This is a genomic window from Ruegeria sp. HKCCA0235A (assembly GCF_013033235.1).
Lineage (GTDB): Bacteria > Pseudomonadota > Alphaproteobacteria > Rhodobacterales > Rhodobacteraceae > Ruegeria.
Genome location: NZ_WQDQ01000001.1, coordinates 231,318 through 252,593 on the forward strand (window position 1 = coordinate 231,318; position 21,276 = coordinate 252,593).

A 21,276-nucleotide genomic window follows, 5' to 3' on the forward strand; every position below is an offset into this window, starting at 1 on the left:
CCAAAATATGGGCATTGGTTGGTTTTTTCCAGAGTGAACCACCTGAATTTCTTGTGAGCGTGTGATGGAAAGCAGGTTTTTCGGCGGAAAGACGCGAAAAACCCGGCCGTTGAACGGGCCGGGCTTCAAGCGTCAGGAGGCTGTGGGATCAGTCCATGGCCTTGAAGTTGAACTCGCCACCTTCCTTGATGCCCGACGGCCAGCGTGCGGTCACGGTTTTGGTGCGGGTGTAGAACTTGAAGCTGTCCGGGCCGTGCTGATTCAGGTCGCCGAACATGGATTTCTTCCAGCCGCCAAAGGTGTGATAGGCCAGCGGAACCGGGATCGGAACGTTGATGCCCACCATGCCGATATTCACGCGGCTGGCAAAGTCACGTGCGGTATCGCCATCGCGGGTAAAGATCGCGGTGCCGTTGCCGTACTCGTGATCCATCGCCAGTTTGAGGGCCTCTTCGTAAGAACCCGCGCGCACGGTGGACAGAACCGGGCCAAAGATTTCCTGTTTGTAGATGTCCATCTCGGGGGTCACGTTGTCGAACAGGTGCGGGCCGACAAAGAAACCGTCCTCATAGCCTTGCAGGCTGAAGTCGCGATTGTCGACAACCAGTTTCGCACCCTGTTCGACGCCTGAATTGATCAGACCCAGAATGCGCTGTTTCGCGGCAGCGGTCACAACCGGGCCCATGTCGACATCATCGCCGGCAGTGTAGGGACCAACCTTCAGCTTTTCGATGCGCGGCACCAGTTTTTCGATCAGTGCGTCCGCGGTCTCTTCGCCCACGGGAACAGCCACCGAAACGGCCATGCAGCGTTCGCCTGCCGCACCGAAACCGGCACCAACCAGCGCGTCAGCGGCCTGATCCAGATCAGCGTCGGGCATGACGATCATGTGGTTCTTTGCGCCGCCGAAGCACTGGGCGCGTTTTCCGTTCGCCGTTGCGCGGCTGTAGATATACTGCGCGATCGGGGTTGAGCCGACAAAACTGACGCCCTGAATGATCTCGCTGTCGAGAATGGTATCAACCGCTTCCTTGTCGCCGTTTACGACCTGGAAAACGCCTTTCGGCAGGCCGGCTTCGACGAACAGTTCAGCCAGCATCAGGGGCACGGACGGGTCGCGTTCGGACGGTTTCAGAACAACGGCGTTACCGCAAGCCAGCGCAGGGCCGACGTGCCAGAGCGGCATCATGGCCGGAAAGTTGAACGGCATGATCGAGCCGACAACACCCAAAGGCTGGCGCATGGAGTACATGTCAATTCCGGGACCCGCGCTGTCGGTAAACTCACCCTTCAGCATCTGTGGCGCACCAATGCAGTATTCGATCACTTCCAGACCACGCTGCAAATCACCCTTGGCATCTGGAATGGTTTTGCCGTGCTCGCGGCTCAGCGCTTCGGCCAGTTTGTCCATATCGCGGTTCATCAGGCCGACCATGGCCATCATGACGCGCGCGCGCTTTTGCGGGTTGGTTGCGCCCCATGCGGGTTGGGCGGCGGCGGCGGCCTCGATCGCGGCGGTGGTTTCCGCTGCACTGGCCATCGGGCACTTGTATTGAACTTCGCCCGTTGCCGGGTTGTAGACGTCGTCGAAACGACCGGACGTTCCGGCGACCATTTCGCCGTTCAGGAAATGGGTCAGGTCTTGCATCAATAGCTCCTCCGATAGATTTGCGCGCAGAATAGGCTTGCAGAAATCCGGCGAACAGAGGCAATGTCTCAAAAGAGTTTTGCAAAAATGCAAAAGGGATCAAAATGACCCCAAATTGGGATGATATGCGGGTTTTCCTGGCTGTTGCGCGAGAGGAAAGCCTGTCTTCCGCAGGTCGCATCCTGAAGATCGACCCTGCCACCGCCGGTCGGCGCATAGCACGCTTGGAGGCAACGCTTGATTCCACATTGTTTACCAAGTCGCAGCAAGGCTATGTTCTGACCCCGGCGGGCCAGCGGCTGTTGGAACACGGGCTGCACGCAGAAGAGGCGATGCGCGCGGCGGCCGGGGCGGTAACAGGGCCAACAAAAACGCTAAGCGGGCAAATCAGAATTGGCGCGCCGGACGGCAGTGCCAACTATCTGCTGCCGCAGGTGTGTGCCAAAATCAGCGACGCAAACCCTGATCTGGACATTCAGATCCTTGCGCTTCCGCGTGTGATCAACCTGTCCCGTCGCGAGGCGGATATGGCGGTTACGGTCAGTGCGCCGACCGCCGGACAGCTGCTGGTGAAGAAGATCAGCGACTACAAGCTGCACATGGTCGCGACCGAAGAGTATCTGAAGCGACATGATCCGATCCGGAGCATTGCTGACCTGAAGGGCCACAGGTTGATCGGCTATATCCCCGACATGATCTTTGACCGGGAACTCGACTACCTGAATGACATTGGCGTTGACCGTGTCGCTCTTGCATCGAATTCGGTATCGGTTCAACTGCGGCAAGTCTGTCTGGGAACAGGGGTGTGCGTGGCGCATGATTTCACGTTGCCGTTCCACCCGGGGCTTCGGAAAATCCTGACGGATCAAGTGAGTTTGACGCGCAGCTTCTATCTGGTCAGGCATCAGGGTGACCAGCGCAACGAGCGGTTGAACCGCTTTGCGGATGCCCTGACACGCGGTATTCGCGATGAAGTGCTTCGTTTGGAAGCAGGCCCCGACGCTTGACAGGTCGCGGCAATCGCGCAACGCTTTGGAATAAGTGTTATTATTCCGGAGGTATTCTTCATGCTAGTTCAGGCCATCCTGAAGTCCAAAGCGACAGATGGTGTCGTGACCGTGGCGTCAACGGCGACAGTCTCAGAGGCCTCGAAGATTCTTGCGGACAAGCGCATCGGTACGGTCGTTGTTTCCGACGATGGTGGCAATACCGCGGTCGGCATCCTTTCGGAACGCGACATCGTCCGGGAATTGGCGGCCAGCGGCAGTGGTTGTCTGAACCAACCGGTAAAGTCTTATATGACCCAGGACCTCGTCACGGCGACGCGCCAGACCACCGTGGAAGACATCATGTCCCGCATGACAGAGGGACGCTTTCGCCACATGCCGGTGGTTGAAGATGGAAAACTCGTAGGCATTGTCACTTTGGGTGATGTGGTGAAGGCTCAGCTTTCCGAACTTGCGATGGAAAAAGACGCCCTTGAAGGCATGATAATGGGGCACTGACGGCAAGGGTTGCCCAAGCAATTACTTGCACCTGCAGCAATGTTATGTTTGCTTGCGCAGAAATTTTGTTGCGCAGGAGGGCGCGATGCGGGTTGGATTGTATCCTGGAACCTTTGATCCCATCACCATGGGGCACATCGATATCATCCGTCGGGCGGCAGCTTTGGTGGACAAACTGGTTATCGGTGTGGCCATCAACCGGGACAAGGGCCCTCTGTTCTCGCTGGAAGAGCGCGTGGCCATGATTGAAGCGGAATGCGCCAGGCTGTCCGAGCAGACCGGAACCGAAATCATCGCGCATCCCTTCGAAAACCTGCTGATTGATTGTGCGCGGGATGTAGGCGCGCAAATCATCGTGCGCGGCCTGCGTGCGGTTGCCGATTTCGAATACGAATTTCAGATGGTCGGCATGAACCGGGCTCTGGACGATTCGATCGAGACCGTGTTCCTGATGGCCGAAGCGCGCCATCAGGCGATCGCGTCCAAGCTGGTGAAGGAAATCGCCCGGCTGAACGGGGACGTGTCGAAATTCGTCACGCCCCGTGTCAATGATGCACTGAAAAAAAGGTTAGGCTAAGGCACCCATTGCGGCCGCCGTATCCAGCATCCGGTTCGAAAAGCCCCATTCATTGTCATACCACGCCAGCACACGAACCAGCGTGCCATCAGTGACTTTGGTTTCAGCCAGTGACACGGTCGAGCTGTGCGGGTCGTGATTGAAGTCGATGGAAACCAGAGGACGGCTTTCCGCGGCAAGAACGCCGGGGATTTTGGCAGCCGCATCGACGAACAGTTGGTTGACCTCTTCTTCGGTCGTCGGGCGTGAAACCTCGGCCACAAGATCAACGACCGAGACATTGGGGGTTGGAACGCGGATGGCCTGACCGGTCAGTTTTCCTTTGAGTTGCGGCAGCACCAGCCCCACGGCAGCGGCCGCACCGGTTGTCGTGGGGATCATCGACAGCGCCGCCGCTCGGGACAGGTAGGGATCTTTTCCCACTGTATCATGCACCGGCTGGCTGGCAGTGTAAGCGTGAACCGTGGTCATGTTGCCGTGCTTGATACCAAGGCCGGCATCCAGAGCAGCAGCAACAGGAGACAGGCAGTTGGTGGTGCAAGACGCGTTTGACACCACCAGATCATCGGCGGTCAGCTCGCCATCGTTGACGCCAAAGACGATGGTTTTCACACCGCCGTCACCTCTGGCCGGAGCGGAGATCAGAACTTTCCTGGATCCGTTCTTGAAGTGACGTTCCGCCGCTTCGCGCGTACGGAACACACCCGTACATTCCAGAACGACGTCAATGTCAGACCAGGGCAGATCCTCGGGGTTGCGCTCGCTGCTCAGCCGAATTGGACCACGACCCACGTCCAGACCTGCATCGCTGAGCGTAACCGGGTTGGGGTAGCGGCCGTGAACGCTGTCAAATTCAAACAGGTGCGCGTTCATTTCGGGTTTGCCAAGATCGTTGATCGCGACGATCTCTACGTCCGTACGTCCGCTTTCCATCACCGCGCGCAGAACTCCGCGCCCGATCCGTCCAAATCCGTTGATCGCCAGTTTCAAGGTCATGGTCTGCTCCATCCAAATGTCTCAGCAAGATGAGTTAGCGCTAACAATGACAGATCAAGCGAAATGTCAAGGAAAACCTCTGTCACCGCCAGAAAGCGAGCCAGTCCAGAAAGTCGTAAAGTTTCTTTCCAAGGAAAAGCAGATGTTCGGTGCCGTACAGCGCCACATCCAGCATGATACCGCCGAGCAGAAGAAGGCCGAGCCAGATAGCGATTTGGTTGGTCATGGCTGTCCCGAACGTAAAATGCCCGCTCAGATAACCTGAGCGGGCATCAAGGTACAAGCGAAGTCCGAAGGGTCAGTTGAGGCGGCCCATCGCAACAGCTACGTCAGCCATACGGACCGAGAATCCCCATTCATTGTCATACCAGGCCAGAACGCGGACCATGCGGTCATCGACGACGCGGGTCTGATCCGGTGCAAAGATCGAGCTTTCCTCGGTGTGGTTGAAGTCGGTCGACACCAGCGGAGCCGGCTCATATCCCAGAACGCGCTGCATCGGGCCCTTGGCGGCCTCTTCGACGATCGCGTTGATTTCCGCCGTGCTTGTGTCGCGCGAGGCACGGAACGTCAGGTCCACAGCCGAAACATTCGGGGTAGGGACGCGAATGGCGGACCCGTCCAGACGGCCTTTCAGGTTTGGCAGAACTTCACCCAGCGCCTTGGCGGCGCCGGTCGAGGTCGGGATCATCGACATTGCAGCAGCGCGGGCGCGGTAGAGGTCGCTGTGGCGACGGTCCAGTGTCGGCTGGTCGCCTGTGTAGGCGTGGATTGTCGTCATGATGCCGTGTTCGATGCCGACGCCCTCGTCCAGCACCTTGGCCAGCGGGGCGAGGCAGTTGGTCGTGCACGAACCGTTCGAAACCATGTTGTCATTGGCGGCCAGCGTGTTGTGATTGACGCCGAAAACGATGGTCTTGTCCACGTTCTTGCCCGGAGCCGACAGCAGTACCTTGCCAGCACCACGTTCCAGATGTGTTTTGGCCTTCAGGCCATCGTTGAACTTGCCGGTGCATTCAAGAACGACGTCACAGCCTTCCCAGTCCAACTCGGTCATGTCGTAGGTCGAGAACATCTGCATCGGGCCGCGACCCAGATCCATGGTATTGCCGTCAATGGTGACGTCGCGCGGAAAACGCCCGTGAACACTGTCATATTTCAGCAGATGAGCCGAGGTTTCCAACGGGCCAGTTGCGTTGACTTTAATCACTTCGATGTCGTTGCGCCCGGACGCGGCGATGTGCGACAGGGTGCAGCGGCCAATACGGCCAAAACCATTGATACCGACCTTGATGGTCATATGACGTCTCCAGATGCGCTTGCTTTGAGGGCCATATAACGGCGAAAAGGGAATCTCAAAAGGGCAAAAACGGCATATTTTTAAGGTGTTAGCGCAAACCTGCGCCGGTTGCGCTAACGCTTGCGCTAGCCGTTGGATCAGGTAGGGTCCGGTTGGCGACAGCAGATTGAAGGGAAACGCGATGAGTGGTCTTTTGGCCCTGTTGGATGATGTGGCGGGCATTGCCAAAGTTGCGGCGGCATCAGTGGATGATGTGGTCGCGGCGGCAGGCAAAGCGGGGGCCAAAACCGCCGGTGTGATCATTGATGACGCAGCAGTGACGCCGAAATACGTGCAAGGTTTCGCCCCGGCGCGCGAGTTGCCGATCATCTGGCGCATTGCGCGCGGGTCGATCTTTAACAAGATCATACTCTTGCTGCCCGTCGCCTTGTTGCTGGCCAATTTTGCGCCGTGGCTGATCACGCCCTTGTTGATGCTTGGCGGGTCATATTTATGTTTTGAAGGGGCCGAGAAGATTTTTCATGTTCTGTTTCCTCATGGCAGCCATGTGATCGAGGACGACATGAAAAACCGCGATCCGGGCCACCTTGAGGAGCAAAAGGTCAAGGGCGCCATCAAGACTGATTTCATTCTGTCTGCCGAGATCATGACCATTGCATTGGCAGCGATCGAAGCCCCGAACCTGTGGATGCAGGCCGCGACGCTGGCCGTTGTCGGGATCGGCGTGACGGTGGCCGTTTATGGGTCCGTCGCGTTGATCGTGAAAATGGATGATGTGGGGCTTTATCTGGCGCAGAACGCGCCAACACCTATCGGTCGCGGTCTAGGCCGAGGGTTGGTCAAGGCAATGCCCGGAGTGATGAAAACCCTGTCGATTGTGGGAACTGCGGCGATGCTGTGGGTGGGGGGCTCGATCGTCATCCACGGGATGGAGGTTCTGGGCTTTGGCTGGCTGGGCCATCATGTCCACGATTGGGCAAATGCCATTGGGCATTCCGTGTCTGATCAATGGGTTGGTGCGGTTGAGTGGGTATCCAAGGCCACGATGGATGGCGTATTTGGTTTGGCTTGGGGATTGGTTTTGATCCCGGTGGCAACCAAGATAATCATGCCCCTGTTCAGCAAATCCGAAACGCATTGAAACCAAAATGAAAAGGGCGGCCAAGGCCGCCCTTTACTCGATCAGAAGGGACTGTCTTACAGTCCCAACAGTTCCTTGACCTTGGCCACAGTTGCTTCGGCCGTGATGCCGAAATGCTTGTACAGCTCACCGGCAGGGGCCGAGGCGCCAAAGCTGGACATGCCGATGAAGCCTGCCTTGGCTTCGCGGCCACGCTCGCCCAGCAGCCAGCGATCCCAGCCACCGGCGCGCACGGCGGCCTCGATGCCGACGCGGACCGGACCGGCAGGCAGTACCCGCTTGCGATAGGCTTCGTCCTGCTCGGCGAACAGCTCCATGCAGGGCATCGAGACGACGCGGGTGCCGATGCCTTCGGCTTCGAGCATCGCTTTGGCTTCCATGGCCAGCGAAACCTCTGAACCAGTTGCAATCAGGATCGCCTGACGCTTGCCCTCGGCCTCGGCCAGAACATAGGCGCCTTGTGCGGTCAGGTTCTTGGTCTTGTGATCCTTGCGCACGGTCGGCACGCCCTGGCGGGTCAGCGACAGGACCGAGGGGCTGTCCTTGAAGGTCAGCGCCAGTTCCCAGGCTTCGGCGGTTTCGATCGTATCGGCGGGGCGGAACACATAGGTGTTCGGCGTCGCGCGCGAGATGGCCAGATGTTCCACCGGCTGGTGGGTCGGACCGTCCTCGCCCAGACCGATCGAGTCATGGGTCATTACGAAAACCGACGGGATCTTCATCAGTGCCGCCAGCCGCATGGATGGGCGGGCATAATCGGTGAAGGCCATGAAGGTGCCGCCATAGGGGCGGATACCGCCGTGCAGCGCCATACCGTTCATCGCTGCGGCCATGCCGTGTTCGCGAATGCCGTAGTGGATATAGCGGCCCTTGCGGTTTTCCGGCAGGAACACGCCCATATCAGCCGATTTTGTGTTGTTCGATCCGGTCAGGTCGGCCGAGCCGCCAACAGTCTCGGTCATGATCGGGTTCACGACGTTCAGAACTTTTTCGGACGAGGCGCGGGTGGCCAGTTTCGGCTGCTCTTCAGACATCTGCTTTTTGAACGCACGAATGGCGCCAGCCAGCCGCTTGGGGGCCTCAAACGCATAGGCGCGTTTGAATTCGGCCTGTTTCCTCTCGGAAAGCTGCGCGAAACGTTCTTCCCAAGCCGCACGTTCGTCTGCACCGCGTGCACCAATGGCTTCCCAGGCGGTTTTGACGTTGGCTGGAACTTCGAATGTGTCGTGCGGCCAGCCATAGGCCTCTTTCGCGGCTTTCAGCTGATCCTGATCTGTCAGCGCCCCATGACCTTTCGAGGTGTCCTGCGCAGCATGACCCAGAGCGATATGGGTTTCACAGGCGATCATGGTTGGTTTCTTGGACTTTTTCGCCTGAACAATGGCCGCATCGATGGCTTTGGGGTCATGACCGTCGATCTCAATCACGTGCCAGCCAGAGGCCGCAAACCGGCGGACCTGATCGGTGCGATCGGCGATATCGACAGTGCCGTCGATGGTGATGTTGTTGTTGTCCCAGAAGACGATCAGTTTGCTCAGCTCATGACGGCCGGCCAATGTGATCGCTTCCTGACTGACACCTTCCATCAGACAGCCGTCGCCCGCGATCACGTAAGTATAGTGATCCACGACCTTCTTGCCGTAATGCGCGCGCTGGATTTCCTCGGCCATGGCAAAACCCACGGCGTTCGAGATACCCTGACCAAGCGGGCCGGTCGTGGTTTCAACACCGTCGATCAGAAAGTTTTCAGGGTGGCCCGCGGTCTTGGCGCCCAACTGGCGGAAATTCTTGATCTCTTCCAGCGTCACGTCGGCATGACCGGTGAGATAGAGAAGTGAATAGACCAGCATCGAACCGTGACCAGCCGACAGGATGAACCGATCGCGGTCCGGCCAGTTCGGGGCCGAGGCGTCGAATTTCAGGTGCTTTTCGAACAGAACGGTCGCAACATCGGCCATGCCCATCGGCATGCCGGAATGGCCGGAATTTGCGGCGGCGACGGCGTCAAGGGTCAGGGTGCGGATGGCCGCCGCTTTGTCCCAGTGTTCGGGGTTGGCTTTGCGCAGCGCAGTCAGGTCCACGGGCGTTGTTCCTTTGGATAAAAAGCAGATTGCGCGCTCAATACCATTCAGCACCCAAAGTGCAAGCGGAACCGGGCTTTGGCAACGCCCGATAGGTGAAGAGCGCGGCCCAAGTGATTGAAACCAAACAGTGGGTATTTTCTGTCGCATTCCGTTAGACTGTCGGCAAGCGGGATTCGGTTTTGATTCGGATCACTTCGCGACAGAATGAACCTTGATAAAGAGGTGACAGGGGCATGAGCCAGTTAGAGGAACTACAGCACCGTATTATTGCTGCGATGGACCGTATCAGTGCGGGCGTCGAAGGGTTGGGCGGTGCGTCCCGGAACGCTGAAGTAAATGAGGGGCTTCAGGCCGAACTTGAAGACGAAAGAGTTGCCAATGCGCAGCTTCAGGAACGACTGAAGACCCTGAAAGAGCAGCACGAAAAACAAGTGGACGCGTTGCGTGCTGATCTGGAGGAGCTGCGCACGGAACCAGCGGATGCCCCAGACGCGGATGCGCTGCGCGCAGAGCTGGAGGAAGCCCGGGCGAAAATCGCGTCTGTCGAAGCGGCCCGCGCCGAGCTGGCCGAGGCCAAGGCGGCCTTGGACAACAGTGCCGAACTGGACGCGTTGAAGGCCGAGAACGAAAGGCTGCGCGCCGAACTTGACGGCATCGAAGATCCTTCGGCGGTGAAAGCCGAGCTTGAGCAATTGCGTGAATTGCTTGCTCAGGCAAAAGAAGTCGAGGCGGAAAACAGCCGCCTCAAGGCAGAGCTTGAAGATACGGTACGGGTCGATGATCTGAGCGCCGAGCTTGAGATGCTGCGGGCCGAACGGGCCAGCCATGGCGCTGCGATGTCCCGCCTGGATGACGATCTGCAACGTATGCGCAAGGCGAACGAGCAGTTGCGGAATTCGGTCGAAGAGTTGCGTTCCGCGGCCGCAGAAGGGCTGACGGACGCTGAATTGCTGAACCGCGCCACCGTTGCCGAGCTTGAGGCAACGCGTGCGGCGCAGGCTTCGGATGCAGCCGAAGCGCAGGCCGTGTTGGCACGGTTGGAACCTCTGCTGTCGCAGGCAAAACTTGTAGAAGGTGAGGTAGAGTAATGCCCGAGGTAACCATTCATATTGGCGGGCGGGGTTTTGATGTGTCTTGCCGGGACGGGGAAGAACCCTTTCTGCACGCGGCCGCCAAAATGCTGGATGACGAAGCGCAGGTTCTGTCCGATCAGATTGGGCGGATGCCGGAAGCGCGCATGTTGCTGATGGCCGGTCTGCTGCTGGCTGACAAGACGGCGGCGACGGAAGACAAGGTCAAGTCGCTGGAGGCCAGGCTGGCCGAGGCCGAGGCCGAGCTTCAATCGCTGAGAAACGCGCCCGCGCCGGAACCTGAACGTATTGAAGTCGCGGTGGTGCCGCCATCCGTCACGGATACGCTGGCCGAGCTGGCAGCACGTGCGGAAGCGCTGGCTTCGGTCGTCGAGGAGAAGAAGGCACAATGACGTATCTGCGCAATTTCTTCTGCGGTGCTTTGCTTGTTTTCCCGGCAACAGCTGCACTCGCCGAAATCGACATTCTGTCTGTCACCTTTACCTGCGAGAACGGCGTGCCGTTGCCGGTGACCTATTTCAACGCGCCCGACGGTTCAGGCGCAGCGGCGACGATGGTGGACAATACTCTCGTCGCGATGCGCCAGGTCGAAAGCGGATCGGGCATCCGCTATGAATCTCTTGGAGCCGACGGAACCTATATCCTGCGCTCAAAAGGCTGGAACGCGTCAATCAGCTATTTGGCGGCGGGTGCCGCCAATGAGCAGGCGATTTATCGGGACTGTTCCAGCCGGTAGGCAGGATTACGCGTTTGCTTCGCGGATTTTGTCGGCTGCTTCCTTGTTGTAGCCGACACCGTTTTCATCAAAAAGCGTGTCCAGCTCACCCGAAAGGGTCATCTCGGTGATGATGTCGCAACCGCCTACGAATTCGCCTTTGACATACAGCTGCGGCACGGTCGGCCAGTCGGAATAATCCTTGATGCCCTGGCGCACGTCTTCGTCGGCCAGCACGTTCACGTCGGTGTATTCGACGCCCATATAGTTCAGAACGCCGGCCACGCGCGAGGAAAACCCGCATTGCGGCATTTCCTTGGTGCCTTTCATGTACAGCACCACGTCATTGGCTTTGACGGTTTCGTCGATCTGGGTTTTCACATCGGTCATTTTGCGTTTCCTATTCGTTTCTCCAACGGGAGAGTCATATGTTCGCCTCGAAAGAAGCCGAGAAGCTTATTCTGGCACTTTGGTGGTGAGCGCCAGCGCGTGCAATTCTCCGTCCGGGCCGTCCATCTTGCCCTTCAGAGCTGCGTAAACAGCGCGCTGTTGCTGAACCCGGTTTTTGCCGCGAAAGCTTTCATCCACCACCATGGCAGACATATGAACACCGTCACTTCCGCCGACCTGAATCTCGGCGTCGGGAAAGGCTTCGCGCAGCAGGTGTTCGATTTCGTGGGCGCTCATCGGCATGTAGGTAACTCCAGAAGGTCTTTCCCAAGATGTAGAGCGCATGAACCGGGCGTGCAAGAGCACTGGCACATGCAAAAACAACCAAACCCGCACCGGGTCACGACGCGGGTTTCGATTGGCATTCGCGTGGCGTTGTCAGGCGACAGCCTCGGCAAAGCTGTTGCGGTAAATCGCGGCAAGTTCATCAAGCGAGGCTTCCGAGCTGCCGATCTTCACCGTATCGCCGGTGAAACGACCAACCGCATTCAGCGGAACACCGGCCTGACCGGCCGCAATCATCAATGCCTCGGCCTGATCGAAGTTGCAGGCAACAAGATAGCGGGCCTGATCTTCACCGAACAGGAATTCAGTCGGGGCGTCGTCCAGACATACGCCAACGCCGGCGGCTTCTGCCAGTTCGAAGGCAGCCAGAGCGATACCGCCATCGCTGAGGTCGGTGCAGGCCTTGATCATCTCGCGGTTGGCGCGGATGAAATCACCGTTGCGCTTTTCGGCATCCAGATCGACATGAGGTGCATCGCCGTCTTCGCGGTTGAAGACCTCTGCCAACAGGGCGGACTGACCCAGATGCCCCTTGGTTTCACCGATCACCAGCGCGACATGACCTTCGCGCACCTCGTTGCCGATGACTTCGTCCGAGTGCTGCAACAGGCCGACTGCACCAATGGTGGGGGTCGGCAGAATGGCCTGTCCGTCGGTCTCATTGTACAGAGAGACGTTGCCCGACACGATCGGCATATCCAACGCGCCGACTGCGGCGCCGATGCCCTGAATGGCACCGACAAACTGGCCCATGATCTCGGGCTTTTCGGGGTTGCCGAAGTTCAGGTTGTCCGTGGTGGCCAGCGGCTTGGCTCCGACGGCGGTGAGGTTGCGATAGGCCTCGGCCACGGCTTGTTTGCCGCCCTCAAAAGGGTTTGTGCGCACATAGCGCGGGGTCACGTCGGATGTGAAGGCAAGCACCTTGTCGGTCCCGTGGACGCGGACCATGCCCGCACCCAGACCCGGCGTGCGGACGGAATCCGCCATCACCATGGTGTCGTACTGTTCATAGACCCACTGCTTGCCTGCGTAGTTGGGCGAAGCGAGCAGGGCGCGCAGCCCGTCAATCGGGTCGATCTGAGGCACTTCGGCCAGTTCTTCTGCCTCTGGCGTAGGCTCCCATGGGCGGTCATACTCCGGCGCGGTAGAAGACAATTTGGACAGAACCAGATCGGCTTTGACTTCACCGTTATGCATGATCAGGAAGCGGTCTTCGGCAATGGTTTCGCCGACGATCGCGAAATCGAGATCCCATTTTTCGAACACGGCGCGGGCCTCGGCCTCAAGCTCGGGCTTGAGGACCATCAGCATACGCTCCTGAGATTCGGACAGCATCATTTCATAGGCTGTCATGTTTTCTTCGCGCTGTGGGACGTTTTCCAGATCAAGGCGCACGCCAAGGCCACCCTTGTCGCCCATTTCAACGGCCGAGCAGGTCAGGCCCGCCGCGCCCATGTCCTGGATCGAGATCACCGCACCGGTCTGCATCAGTTCCAGCGTCGCCTCCATCAGGCGTTTTTCGGTAAAGGGGTCGCCGACCTGAACGGTGGGACGCTTTTCCTCGATTGTGTCGTCGAATTCGGCAGATGCCATGGTTGCGCCGCCCACGCCGTCGCGACCGGTTTTTGCACCCAGGTAGACGACGGGCATACCCACGCCCGAGGCTGCCGAGTAGAAGATCTTGTCACTGTCGGCCAGACCGGCTGCAAATGCATTCACCAGGCAGTTACCGTTGTAGGCAGGGTGGAAGCGGACTTCGCCGCCGACGCAAGGCACGCCGAAGCAGTTGCCATAGCCGCCGATACCCTCGACCACGCCGTTGACCAGTTGACGGGTCTTGTGGTGGCCGGGTTCGCCAAAGGACAATGCGTTCATGGACGCGATGGGGCGTGCGCCCATGGTGAAGACGTCGCGCAGGATGCCCCCCACGCCGGTTGCCGCACCCTGATAGGGTTCGATGTAAGACGGGTGATTGTGGCTTTCCATCTTGAAGACCACAGCCTGACCGTCGCCAATATCGACCACGCCTGCGTTTTCACCGGGTCCGCAAATCACCTGAGGCCCAGAGGTGGGCAGGGTGCGCAGCCATTTCTTCGAAGATTTGTAGGAACAGTGCTCGTTCCACATGGCCGAGAAAATGCCAAGCTCGGTGAAAGTAGGTTCACGCCCGATGATCTCGAGGATCATGTCATATTCCTCGGGCTTGAGCCCATGTGCGGCAATCAGATCGGGTGTGATGGCGGGCTCTTGCATCTTCTGTCCTGTGTCCAAGTGGGCCGAGATTGCGCGCCTTGTAGGGCAAGCGCGCGCGTGTGGAAAGGGTCAAGACGGCGCAGGTTGCGTCTTTCAAAGAAAAACGGAACCGGCATCACTGCCGGTTCCGAAGGAATGCACCACGGTACTGGCGCAAAATCCAAGGCGTAAACCGTGACGGTTACGCTGACCCCTGGTCTTTGTTGAGTTGAGCTGCGGCTGCGGCGCCTACAGCGGCCTTCTGTTCCGGGGTAAGGTTTTCGGCCTCTTCCTGCCCCGGTATCGCCACGCGCACCTCTCGGCGGGCAAAGTCGATGCCGTTTTCCTTGAAGGCCGCCTTGACCCGGTTGAAGATCTCTTTGCGCAGGGTGAACTGCTTGCCGGGTTTGGCCATGAACTTGCCACGGATGATCATGCCGACATCGTCGAAGTCGAACACGCCCTGCGATTTGAACGGTTGCAGGAAGCCATCCTTGTGGGTTTCGTCCTCCATCATTTCGGCGCCGATCTTTTTGAAGATCTTCTTGACCTTGTTGGGGTCGGTATCGAACGGCACGGTGAACTTCAGCTTCATGATGACCCAGTCGCGGCTGAAGTTTGTCAGCTTCTGAATCTCACCATACGGGATCGTATGCACGGCACCTCGGTGGTGACGCAGTTGCATCGAGCGAACCGAGATTTTCTCGACAGTTCCCATTGTGCCGCCGACATCGACATATTCTCCGACGCGGAAGGCATCGTCGATCAGGAAGAAAACCCCGCCCACGATGTCAGCAACCAGCTTCTGCGCACCAAAGCCGATCGCCAGTCCCAGAACACCGGCACCGGCCAAAAGCGGCGTGATATTGATGCCCAATGCGCCCAGCGCCAGCAGGCCAAAAATCACGGCAATCGTAATCTGGGCGGTGATCCGCATCAGAGGCAGAACCGTCGCCAGACGGGAGCCGCCGGCACCGCCGCCTTCACCGCCTGCCTCTTCGTCCAGGGCCTCGGCCGCAGTCTGTTCCCTGGCCAGTCGGCGGTTGATCCAGAGCGAGACGACCTCGTTCAGGATATAGCCAACGGCGATGATCAGCAGGAATTCGATCACAGCCCCGCCGACTTCGGCACCGACACCGGCCGAAGCGACATTGCGCAGGTCAAGATGCCATGCGCGTGCAATCATGAAAACAACGACCAAGCCGGCGATAACGCGACCAATCCGGATATAGCTGCGTTTCGCGGAACGGTAGGCGCGTTCGGCAAGAGGACCTTCGCCCGACATTGGCGGTTGCAAATGCCGCACGAGACCGCGGATCAGCGTATCTAGCGCAGGTGCAATCAACAACCAGAACATCGTCGTGAAATGCGCACCGCTGGTCAGCAATCTCAATGTTGCCGGATCACGCTGTGCGACCAGGAACTCGACCAGCAGCCAGATTGCCACCGAAACGCCGATGGCAAAATAGGGGTAATAATGCGCAACTTCCTCATCGAATTTCGTGTGATCCGGGTCTGTCCCAAGCATCATCTGCGACAGTCCTTCGCGCGCGGTCCAGGCGATTACGGCGATATAGACGTGAATTGCAGCGTTCAGCCAGAAGCCAATGCGGGTATCGTCACCCGTGACGCCATTGAGCGCGTTGAACCGTACGACGAACAGCGTGAACCCGATCAGGATCAACAGGCCGATCAGGTTGCGGTGCAGGTACTTTGCCCAGTGGTCGTCGATATTGACCAGCCGAAATTGCGGCTTTTCCGGTGCCAGAACAAACCGGGACGCTGCTGCACCCAATCGCGGCACCCAGATAAGATAGAATACAAACGGTGCAGCATAGGTGATCTGTTCCGTGGTTAGAAGACCGCGGCCAACTGCGCGGATCACGACATAGAAAATGATCAGCCCGGCGATTTCGCGGCAGAACCGACGAAACAGGTATCTGACGGCGCCCCAAAGGTCGGCCTCGTCCGCCGCTTCGGTCGCTTCATGCCAGCGACGTGTCAGGAAGATGAACAGCTTTTCCGCAATGAAACCGACAACAAGTACAGAAAGGACAAGCCCCATAAGTGTAAAGACACCGGTCGTTCCGAATGTATCGCTAAAATTGCTGAACGCGGTAATCTGCGCGGTGATAATGTTGGGAGCAGTGGTCAGAACATGTGTCCAGGATGCGACCATGGCTGCCCAAATCTCGCTTATCTCGGTCAACGGGTCTTCTACGTCCGCCTTTTCGGCGGCTTGTTTTTCCGCCACGGCATCAAGACGCTCCAATAGAATTGCGCGAACCTGATCATCGGACATGCGTGCAACAAGATCGTCGACCTGTTCGGGTGTCAGGTCTTCCGGAATGGCCACTGTAGAAGTTGAGCCGGCGTCCTGTGCATATAGTGGCACTGCCATGAACAATGCTGAGACGAGCGCCAAAACCAGGCGGAGTGGGTGGAACATGTATTTTCCCTCAAACACGAAATTGTATCGTTTTTTGGGGATCATATGCCTATGCGTGTATTTTTCCCAGAGCTTTCGCTGACTTAATGCAGGGTCCAGCCAAAAAAAAGGCCGAGCTATGAGCTCGGCCGTAGTCCAACAGGGAGGTATGAAGATGATGAGCGTTTCAGCATCACCGCCTTCGAGTGCTCATTTAGGGGTCAGTTTGTGAACGTTCAAGGCAATTAACTCTGTGATCACTTCATGTCCGTTATGCTATTTGCGCATAGCTACAGTTTTCCCATCTGTTTCAGCTGCTTACGTTGTGCGATGATTTCGTCCTGCACGAAGTCGCGAAACGCGCCAACGCGTTTTGAATGCCGTAATTCTTCCGGGTAGGCCAGATAAACCGGAACATCTGCGGTTTCGATGTCTGACAGGATGGGCACGAGGTGCGGAAAATCCTGAGTGACATAATCGGGCAGAACACCGATGCCCAGATTGTGCAAAACGCCCTGAAGCACACCAAAATAGTTGTTCACAGTCAGCAAGGACCCGGGATTATAGGTCATCAGGTGGCGCACCATAGCGGCACTGGCCCCAACCTGCGGCGCCGCAGGGGTCTGACAAATCAGACGGTGGTCCTTGATCTCTTCCAGGGACTGCAACATGCCGCCGTGGTTTTCGATATAATCCTGGGTTGCATACAACATCATCTGAACGGTCATAAGGCGCTTGCGCACCAGATCAGCCTGGCTGGGCTCTTTCATGCGGATGGCGACGTCCGCTTCGCGCATCGGAAGATCCAGAACGCGTTCTTCAAGCATCAGGTCGATGTTCAGGTCCGGGTATTGCTCATAAAGTTTCGGCAAGCGCGGTGCCAGCCAGAGTGTTCCAAAGCCGAAGGTCGTCGTGACACGCAAAACACCAAAGACTTCTTCCTCGCTGTCGCGAATACGTGCAGCTGCGGCATCCAACCGTTTCGACATGGCGGATGTGGCGTCAAACAACAACTCGCCCTGTTCGGTGAGAATCAGCCCCCGCGCGTGACGGTGGAACAGGGTGGCATCCAGAGACTCTTCCAATGCGCGGATCTGTCGGCTTACGGCGGATTGAGACAGGTTCAGCTTGTCTCCGGCGTGCGTAAGGCTGCCTGCATCGGCCACCGCGTGAAATATTCTAAGCTTGTCCCAATCCATCACCGCAACTTTCGTTATCTTTCAGAAGCCCTATATGAAATAGGTAACAAGTTCTACATTCAAAGGACGAAATCGTTACATATCAGTGGATAAATTCTATACAGGTCAGAAATTATGACCTAAAATGAACCCAAGTAAAGCACACTGATCTGACGAGGGGAGACGTCTGATGAGCCAGCCACAGATAACGCTGAACGACCGGTTCGATCTTGAGAAAAACCCGGTTCTTCTCAATGGAACGCAGGCGCTTGTGCGCTTGATGCTGATGCAAAAGGCCAGAGACCGGCAAGCGGGCCTTAACACCGCGGGATTGGTCACCGGATACCGCGGGTCGCCTTTGGGGGCAGTGGATCAGCAAATGATGCGGGCCCAAAAGCCACTGGCCGAAAGCGATATCACGTTTCAGTTCGGTTTGAACGAAGACCTGGCAGCCACCGCGCTTTGGGGCAGCCAGCAGGCGGGTCTGCGCGGCGACGGCAAATTCGATGGGGTCTTCGGGCTTTGGTATGGCAAGGGGCCGGGCGTTGACCGGTCCGGTGACGTCATGCGCCACGCAAACATGGCAGGGACAGCCAAACATGGCGGTGTGCTCATGGCGATGGGCGATGACCATACCGGCGAAAGCTCGACGGTGCTGCATCAGTCGGAATGGTCGCTGGTCGACATGTACATGCCGATCGTCAGCCCCGCTGGCGTTCAGGAAATCCTCGACTATGGAATTTATGGATTTGCACTCAGCCGTTTCGCGGGTGTCTGGGTGGGTCTGAAGACGATGAAGGACACGATCGAAGTCACCTCGGTCGTGGATGGAAGTCCGGACCGGATGCAAATGGTCATCCCAGAATTCGACATGCCAGAAGGTGGGTTGAACATCCGGTTGGGCGACACGCCGCATCTGCAGGAAACGCGTGTCATCGATTACAAAAGGTTCGCAGCCGAAACGTTTTCACACGCCAACAAGCTGGACAGGCGGATGTGGGGCAAACCCGGCGCCAAGATCGGTTTTGTCGCGGCGGGCAAGAACTGGCTGGACCTGACACATGCGCTTTCGCTTCTGAATATCGACGAAGCCGAGGCCGAGCGCCTGGGGATTACCACGTACAAGGTGGGGCAGACTTTCCCGCTGGATATGGCCGGATTCCACGACTGGGCCGAGGGGCTGGACCTGATCGTGATCGTCGAGGAAAAGCGCAAGCTGATCGAGGTTCAGGTCAAAGAGGCCATCTTTGACGACCGGCGCGGACGCCGGGTCTATGGCTGGTACAAAGGTGGTGCCGGGACATTGCACCGCGAAGAACTGTTCCCGACGCGCGGTGCGCTTGACCCGATCATGATCGCTGAAAAGCTGGGCGAGATCCTGATTGAAGAGGGGCGCGAGACCGATGGTATCCGGGCCGGGCTGGCGTCTTTGTCAGAAGCGCGCCGGGCCGACAACGCACAGGAAATAGCAACGCGGCTTCCGTATTTCTGTTCCGGCTGCCCGCATAACAGCTCGACAAGGGTACCGGAAGGCAGCCGCGCCTATGCCGGTATCGGCTGTCACTACATGGTTCAATGGATGGATCGCGAGACGACCGGTTTCACTCAGATGGGTGGGGAAGGCGCCAACTGGATCGGTGAGGCTCCGTTTTCAACGACCAAGCACGTATTCCAGAACCTTGGCGATGGCACGTACAACCATTCCGGCGTTCAGGCGATCCGGGCTGCGTTGTCCGCAGGAACGAACATCACCTTCAAGATCCTGTTCAACGACGCGGTTGCCATGACCGGCGGGCAGGAGAATGAGGGCGACCTGACCGCCGAACGGATCGTTGCCGAGGTCAAGGCAATGGGTGTCCGAGAGGTGGCTCTGGTTTACGATGAAAAAGAGGACGTCAACTTCAAGGCTCTGCCCGCCAGCGTTCAGACATACGAGCGTGCCGACCTCATGCAGGTGCAGGAGAAGTTTCGCGAGATCGAGGGCGTATCGGTCATCGTCTATGTACAAACCTGCGCTGCCGAAAAGCGCCGCCGCCGCAAGCGCGGGACATTCCCCGATCCCGACAAGCGTGTGTTCATCAACACCGATGTCTGTGAAGGCTGCGGCGATTGCGGTGTACAGTCAAACTGCGTGTCGATCGTTCCCAAACAGACCGAGCTAGGCCGCAAGCGGGCCATTGATCAATCGAGCTGCAACAAGGATTACTCGTGCTTGAACGGTTTCTGCCCGTCTTTCGTGACGCTTGAGGGCGCGAAAATTCGCAAAGAGGCGACGACCGAAATTGATCTGCCAGATTTGCCAACACCAGATCTGCCGAAGATCACCGGCACGCACAACGTCGTGATTACCGGCGTTGGCGGTACGGGTGTCGTCACCATTGGCGCCATCCTTGCGCAGGCGGCGCAGATTGACGGAAAAGGCGCGGGCATGATGGAAATGGCGGGGCTGGCGCAGAAAGGCGGCGCAGTCCACATACACTGTAGATTGGCCAACCGCCCCGAGGATATTAGCGCGATTCGCGTCGCCACTGGCGAGGCCCACGCGCTGATCGGCGGCGATCTGGTGGTCTCGGCCGGCGCAAAGACGTTGGGCCTGACGCGCACTGGACGTACGGGGGCCGTCGTGAACAGCCATGAAACGGTGACGGGCGACTTCACGCGTGATACCGAGTTCCGCATTCCGGCGGATCAGCTGGAACTGGCCCTGCAAGCGCGGCTGAAAGAAGATGTCTCGCTGTTTGATGCGACCGAACTGGCGCGCGCGGTGATGGGGGATTCAATCTATTCCAACATGATGATCTTCGGCGCGACCTGGCAGCGCGGGCTGTTGCCGGTCAGCCATCAGGCGATCTTTGAGGCCATCGAATTGAACGGCACGGCGGTCGAACGCAACAAACGTGCGTTTGATATTGGACGTTGGGCGGTTCTGCACCCGGAAGACGTGCAATCCATCCTTGCGCCGACCGTGGCTGAGATGCCTAAGACACTGGATCAGATCATCGCGTTTCGCACGCAGCACCTGACGGAATATCAAAGCGCCCGGCTGGCCAGGCGGTACCGCAAGCTGGTGGACAGTGTCGAGGACGCGGATGTGCGCGAAGCGGTGGCAAAAGGGTATCACAAGCTGTTGTCGTACAAGGACGAATACGAGGTTGCGCGCCTTCTGCTGACCAGTCGGGAAAAAGCGGCGGCCGAGTTTGATGGTGATTTCAAGATGACCTTTCACCTTGCCCCGCCGATATTCGGCGGATCAGGCAGCAATGGCAGGCCGAAAAAGCGTGCCTTCAGCGAATCCATCCTGACTGCATTGAAGCTGTTGACCAAACTCAAGGCATTGCGCGGCACACCACTGGACATTTTTGGGTATTCATCCGAACGCAAGATGGAGCGCGCCCTGATCCGACAGTATGAAAAGGACATGCGCGAGGTTCTGCCCCTGGTGTCGCAGGACACCCGTGATGCGATTGCCGCCCTGGCCCGTTTGCCGCTGGATATCCGCGGATTTGGGCCGGTACTGCGGGAAAATGAGGCCAAGGCTGCGAAACGGCGAGAAGAGCTGCTGGCCGTCATCCGCAGCGGTGGGCCTGAATTGCAAGCTGCGGCAGAGTAATTCGTCACAAGGGTGTCACGATAGCTGGTCAAACCT

Annotated in this window: 18 protein-coding genes; 8 read left to right on the forward strand and 10 right to left on the reverse strand. The window is 58.1% G+C overall.

Features of this window, described 5'->3' with window-relative positions; all coding sequences use genetic code 11:
• Positions 1-148: 148 nt before the first annotated feature.
• Positions 149-1,648 carry a CoA-acylating methylmalonate-semialdehyde dehydrogenase gene (locus GOW56_RS01115; RefSeq protein WP_170344463.1) on the reverse strand — a complete coding sequence of 500 codons (1,500 nt, stop codon included), beginning with the start codon at positions 1,646-1,648 and terminating at the stop codon, positions 149-151.
• A gap of 104 nt (positions 1,649-1,752) precedes the next feature.
• Between GOW56_RS01115 and GOW56_RS01120 the strand changes: the two genes are divergently transcribed.
• From GOW56_RS01120 to coaD, 3 genes are all read left to right on the forward strand, one after another.
• Positions 1,753-2,655: a LysR family transcriptional regulator gene (locus GOW56_RS01120; protein WP_171204697.1), complete on the forward strand. Its 903-nt coding sequence runs from the start codon at positions 1,753-1,755 to the stop codon at positions 2,653-2,655.
• Positions 2,656-2,715: 60 nt separating this feature from the next.
• Positions 2,716-3,153, forward strand: coding sequence for a CBS domain-containing protein (locus GOW56_RS01125; protein ID WP_171116112.1), 438 nt, complete (start codon positions 2,716-2,718; stop codon positions 3,151-3,153).
• An 85-nt stretch (positions 3,154-3,238) separates the two neighbouring features.
• Complete coding sequence (gene coaD / locus GOW56_RS01130; RefSeq protein ID WP_152457869.1) at positions 3,239-3,730, forward strand: pantetheine-phosphate adenylyltransferase; 492 nt, start codon at positions 3,239-3,241, stop codon at positions 3,728-3,730.
• Here the strand turns inward: coaD and gap (GOW56_RS01135) are convergent.
• The 3 genes from gap (GOW56_RS01135) to gap (GOW56_RS01145) form a co-directional block, all read right to left on the reverse strand.
• Positions 3,722-4,726, reverse strand: a complete 1,005-nt coding sequence (gene gap, locus GOW56_RS01135) for a type I glyceraldehyde-3-phosphate dehydrogenase (RefSeq protein WP_152457870.1) — start codon at positions 4,724-4,726, stop codon at positions 3,722-3,724. The two genes, coaD and gap (GOW56_RS01135), sit on opposite strands and share 9 nt — an antisense overlap.
• Before the next feature lie 82 nt (positions 4,727-4,808).
• A complete protein-coding gene (locus tag GOW56_RS01140; RefSeq protein ID WP_171116107.1) occupies positions 4,809-4,952 on the reverse strand; it encodes a hypothetical protein in 144 nt (47 codons plus the stop codon).
• Positions 4,953-5,024: 72 nt separating this feature from the next.
• Complete coding sequence (gene gap / locus GOW56_RS01145; protein WP_152457871.1) at positions 5,025-6,026, reverse strand: type I glyceraldehyde-3-phosphate dehydrogenase; 1,002 nt, start codon at positions 6,024-6,026, stop codon at positions 5,025-5,027.
• A 181-nt stretch (positions 6,027-6,207) separates the two neighbouring features.
• Between gap (GOW56_RS01145) and GOW56_RS01150 the strand changes: the two genes are divergently transcribed.
• Positions 6,208-7,167 carry a DUF808 domain-containing protein gene (locus tag GOW56_RS01150; RefSeq protein ID WP_171204698.1) on the forward strand — a complete coding sequence of 320 codons (960 nt, stop codon included), beginning with the start codon at positions 6,208-6,210 and terminating at the stop codon, positions 7,165-7,167.
• 56 nt (positions 7,168-7,223) lie between these two features.
• On the opposite strand, the gene tkt is transcribed toward GOW56_RS01150, so the two are convergent.
• A complete protein-coding gene (gene tkt, locus GOW56_RS01155) occupies positions 7,224-9,248 on the reverse strand; it encodes a transketolase (protein ID WP_171204699.1) in 2,025 nt (674 codons plus the stop codon).
• A 236-nt stretch (positions 9,249-9,484) separates the two neighbouring features.
• On the opposite strand from tkt, the gene GOW56_RS01160 reads away from it, so the two are divergent.
• The 3 genes from GOW56_RS01160 to GOW56_RS01170 are packed head-to-tail and all read left to right on the forward strand — an operon-like array spanning position 9,485 to position 11,078.
• Positions 9,485-10,339 (forward strand): hypothetical protein, encoded by an 855-nt coding sequence (locus GOW56_RS01160; protein ID WP_171204700.1) that lies wholly within the window; start codon positions 9,485-9,487, stop codon positions 10,337-10,339.
• A complete protein-coding gene (locus tag GOW56_RS01165; RefSeq protein ID WP_171116096.1) occupies positions 10,339-10,734 on the forward strand; it encodes a cell division protein ZapA in 396 nt (131 codons plus the stop codon). The genes GOW56_RS01160 and GOW56_RS01165 overlap by 1 nt, the downstream gene beginning before the upstream one ends.
• Entirely contained in the window at positions 10,731-11,078 is a 348-nt protein-coding gene (locus GOW56_RS01170) for an MliC family protein (RefSeq protein ID WP_171204701.1), read from the forward strand. Before GOW56_RS01165 ends, GOW56_RS01170 begins: the two co-directional genes overlap by 4 nt.
• Before the next feature lie 6 nt (positions 11,079-11,084).
• On the opposite strand, the gene grxD is transcribed toward GOW56_RS01170, so the two are convergent.
• From grxD to GOW56_RS01195, 5 genes are all read right to left on the reverse strand, one after another.
• Positions 11,085-11,447, reverse strand: coding sequence for a Grx4 family monothiol glutaredoxin (grxD, locus tag GOW56_RS01175; protein ID WP_171116094.1), 363 nt, complete (start codon positions 11,445-11,447; stop codon positions 11,085-11,087).
• Positions 11,448-11,513: 66 nt separating this feature from the next.
• Positions 11,514-11,750, reverse strand: a complete 237-nt coding sequence (locus tag GOW56_RS01180; protein WP_170354080.1) for a BolA/IbaG family iron-sulfur metabolism protein — start codon at positions 11,748-11,750, stop codon at positions 11,514-11,516.
• A gap of 135 nt (positions 11,751-11,885) precedes the next feature.
• Positions 11,886-14,045 (reverse strand): phosphoribosylformylglycinamidine synthase subunit PurL, encoded by a 2,160-nt coding sequence (gene purL, locus GOW56_RS01185; RefSeq protein WP_171204702.1) that lies wholly within the window; start codon positions 14,043-14,045, stop codon positions 11,886-11,888.
• Between the two features lie 181 nt (positions 14,046-14,226).
• Positions 14,227-16,473 carry a mechanosensitive ion channel domain-containing protein gene (locus tag GOW56_RS01190; protein WP_171204703.1) on the reverse strand — a complete coding sequence of 749 codons (2,247 nt, stop codon included), beginning with the start codon at positions 16,471-16,473 and terminating at the stop codon, positions 14,227-14,229.
• A gap of 269 nt (positions 16,474-16,742) precedes the next feature.
• Positions 16,743-17,651 carry a LysR family transcriptional regulator gene (locus tag GOW56_RS01195; RefSeq protein ID WP_171116088.1) on the reverse strand — a complete coding sequence of 303 codons (909 nt, stop codon included), beginning with the start codon at positions 17,649-17,651 and terminating at the stop codon, positions 16,743-16,745.
• Between the two features lie 169 nt (positions 17,652-17,820).
• Between GOW56_RS01195 and GOW56_RS01200 the strand changes: the two genes are divergently transcribed.
• A complete protein-coding gene (locus GOW56_RS01200) occupies positions 17,821-21,240 on the forward strand; it encodes an indolepyruvate ferredoxin oxidoreductase family protein (RefSeq protein WP_171204704.1) in 3,420 nt (1,139 codons plus the stop codon).
• Positions 21,241-21,276: the final 36 nt, after the last annotated feature.